Source organism: Kineosporia sp. NBRC 101731, from assembly GCF_030269305.1.
Lineage (GTDB): Bacteria > Actinomycetota > Actinomycetes > Actinomycetales > Kineosporiaceae > Kineosporia.
Genome location: NZ_BSTC01000045.1, coordinates 1 through 528 on the forward strand (window position 1 = coordinate 1; position 528 = coordinate 528).

Annotated in this window: 1 protein-coding gene; it reads right to left on the reverse strand. The window is 68.4% G+C overall.

Annotation, left to right across the window (positions count from 1 at the left end; all coding sequences use genetic code 11):
* A partial coding sequence (locus tag QSK05_RS36030) for a DUF222 domain-containing protein (protein WP_285601904.1) occupies positions 1-528 on the reverse strand: 528 nt, incomplete at both ends.

Here is a 528-nt window from a genome sequence, read left to right on the forward strand (position 1 = left end):
TCGGCCAGGGCGTCCAGGACGGAGTGGATGAGCATCACGTGGTCGGCGGAGAGGGTGGCTTCGAGTCGGCCCATGCCCTCAGGTAGCGGGGAGGCGTAGACGCAGCGTTCTTTCATGCGGGCTTCGCGGCGTTTGCGGGCTGCTGCGGGGTCGACCTTCTGGATTTCTTGCTGGGTGATGTCTCGGGCCTGGCGTTGGTTCTTGCCGGCCAGGCGGGCGGCCAGGGCTTGTTGGACGGCGCTCCAGGCGGGGGTGCCGGGTTGCAGGGCGATGCGCATCTGGGTGTTGACCGAGACCGCGGCGCGCCAGTCCAGGTTGCCGTCGCGGACCAGGGCCAGGATCAGCGGGAGGCCTTCGCAGATCTCGATCGCGTTCCCGACGCGCTCCATCGCTTCGCGGGTGCTCAGGCCCAGGTTCAGGGCGATCTCACTGCCGACCAGTTCGATACCGTCGAGCGCGTCGTAGGAGGCGTTCGACGGGGTGCTCCGTGCTGCGAGAATGGCTGCCCGGTGCAGGCATTCGGCCTGG